Genomic DNA, 2,385 nt, shown 5'->3' with positions numbered 1-2,385 from the left:
GGGAAGAACATCAGCAAGCAGAAATACAACTCCGTGCGGGCTGCGATTCTGTCCGCCCTCGAGGGCAGGGAACTCACCCACACCGAATTATTCCAGCGACTGAACCGCAGCCTCCGGGGCAAGTTCCCGGGCAACATCAGTTGGTACGGAGAAACCGTCAAGCTCGATTTGGAAGCCCGAAGAATCATTCGGAGGACGCCTTCCAAACCTCAGAAGTACCGCCTGAACTAGGGCGGTCTTGCAGTCAGCAGCAGCGGCTCAGAAGGCATCTCAACGACGACGGAGGAATCATGAGCTACGTGGATGGTTTTGTCCTGGCGGTACCGAAGAAGAATCTGCGCGCCTACGCCCGCATGGCCCGCGCGGCGGGCAAGGTGTGGCGCAAGCACGGTGCAATCGACTACAAGGAATGCTTGGGCGAGGACCTCAAGGTGAAATTCGGGGTCCCGTTTCCGCGCATCATGAAGCTCAAGCCCGGCGAGACGGTGCTTTTCTCCTTCATCGTATATAAGTCGCGCCGCCATCGCGATCGCGTCAACGCCAAGGTCATGAAGGATCCGACCCTGGCTTCGATGATGGACGGCAAGAAGATGCCCTTCGACGTCAAGCGCATGGCCTACGGCGGATTCAACGTCCTGGTCGATGCCTAGCCCCGGCATTCCGTAACAAGAGTCAGAGGCACCAATAAACAAAACAGCGAGGAGCGTGGATTCATGAGCGGCATTCGGGTACTGGCAGGCACGCGCAAGGGCGCGTTCATTCTCACCTCCGATGGCAAGCGCAAGAACTGGGAGGTCAGCGGTCCGCACTTCGCCGGCTGGGAGATCTATCACCTCAAGGGTTCTCCCGCCGACCCCAACCGGCTTTACTGCTCGCAGACCAGCGGCTGGTTCGGGCAGATCATTCAGCGCTCCGATGACGGCGGCAAGACCTGGCATCAGCCCGGCACGCCCCCCGGCGAACCCCTCACTGCCCCCGACGGCAGCCCCAAGGGCGAGAGCAACAAGTTCGTCTATGACACCTCGCCCGAAACCGGCAAGCCCCTCACCACCCACCAGTGGTACGACGGCACTCAGCATCCCTGGGAGTTCAAGCGCGTCTGGCATCTCGAGCCCTCGCTCAAGGATCCGGACACCGTCTACGCCGGCATCGAAGATGCCGGCCTGTTCCGCTCCGCCGACGGCGGCAAGTCCTGGCACGAACTCGCCGGCCTGCGCGGCCACGGCACCGGCCCCAAGTGGCAGCCCGGCGCCGGTGGCATGTGCCTGCACACCATCCTGCTGGACCCCAGGGAGAACGGCCGCATGTTCATCGCCATCTCCGCCGCCGGCGCTTTCCGCACCGACGACGGCGGCAAATCCTGGCGTCCCATCAACCGCGGCCTGGTGTCGGAATACATCCCCGACCCCAAGGCCGAGGTTGGCCACTGCGTCCACCGCATCGCCCTGCATCGCTCTCGTCCCGAGACTCTATTCATGCAAAAGCATTGGGACGTCATGCGCAGCGACGACGCCGGCGACAACTGGCGCGAAGTCAGCGGCAACCTGCCCACCGATTTCGGCTTCGTCATCGACGTGCACGCCCACGAGCCCGAAACCATCTACGTGGTTCCCATCAAGAGCGATTCCGAGCATTTCCCGCTCGAAGGCAAGCTGCGCGTTTACCGTAGCCGCAGCGGCGGAAACGAATGGGAGCCTCTCACCAAGGGCCTTCCTCAGTCCAACTGTTACGTCAACGTGCTGCGTGACGCTATGGCCGTCGACGCGCTCGATCCCTGCGGCGTCTACTTCGGCACCACCGGCGGCCAGGTCTACGCCTCCGCCGATGCCGGCGACAACTGGGCTCCCATCGTGCGCGATCTTCCCGCCGTGCTCTCGGTCGAGGTGCAGACGCTGCCATGATCCGCGTCGTGCTCCCGCCGCATCTGCGCACGCTCGCCAAGGTGGACGGCGAACTCCGTCTCGAGGTCGAGGGCGAAGTCACCCTGCGCTCCGTCCTCGACGCCCTCGAGACCCGCTACCCCATGCTGCGCGGCACCATCCGCGACCACGGCACTCTCCAGCGCCGGCCGTTTCTGCGTTTCTTTGCCTGCGAGGAGGATCTTTCCCACCAACCGCCCGACGCACCCTTGCCCGCTGCCGTCGCCTCCGGCGCCGAACCCTTCTTCATCGTCGGCGCCATCGCCGGCGGCTAGCAGCACCACACCAACCGGCTCCTTAAATGCTTGTGATCGTGCCCCATGTCTGCGCCACGCTCTTCGGCGCAGGCGTGGGAGGAAGGGAGGGCGAAGTCGAGGGACCTCGGGGTTGCTTTTGGGATCGTCCGTGGCTGCGCCAGGCGGCGGACCGCGACCCTTCGTGTTTGCCGGAGCCTGCCCTGAGCCTG

Annotated in this window: 4 protein-coding genes; all 4 read left to right on the top strand. The window is 64.0% G+C overall.

Annotated elements, in window-relative coordinates; genetic code table 11:
- The coding region (locus VLE48_01040; GenBank protein HSA91571.1) for a hypothetical protein at window positions 1-231 on the top strand (231 nt) is incomplete at its 5' end.
- Window positions 232-290: 59 nt separating this feature from the next.
- Window positions 291-650 (top strand): DUF1428 domain-containing protein, encoded by a 360-nt coding sequence (locus VLE48_01035; protein ID HSA91570.1) that lies wholly within the window; start codon window positions 291-293, stop codon window positions 648-650.
- 63 nt (window positions 651-713) lie between these two features.
- The gene (locus VLE48_01030; GenBank protein HSA91569.1) at window positions 714-1,901 is read left to right on the top strand and encodes a sialidase family protein; all 1,188 of its coding nucleotides are present in this window, start codon (window positions 714-716) and stop codon (window positions 1,899-1,901) included.
- Window positions 1,898-2,194, top strand: coding sequence for a MoaD/ThiS family protein (locus VLE48_01025; GenBank protein ID HSA91568.1), 297 nt, complete (start codon window positions 1,898-1,900; stop codon window positions 2,192-2,194). Before VLE48_01030 ends, VLE48_01025 begins: the two co-directional genes overlap by 4 nt.
- Window positions 2,195-2,385 lie beyond the last annotated feature (191 nt).

Source organism: Terriglobales bacterium (genome assembly GCA_035454605.1).
GTDB lineage: Bacteria > Acidobacteriota > Terriglobia > Terriglobales > Acidobacteriaceae > DATMAB01.
This window is presented reverse-complemented; position numbering and strand designations above follow the sequence as displayed.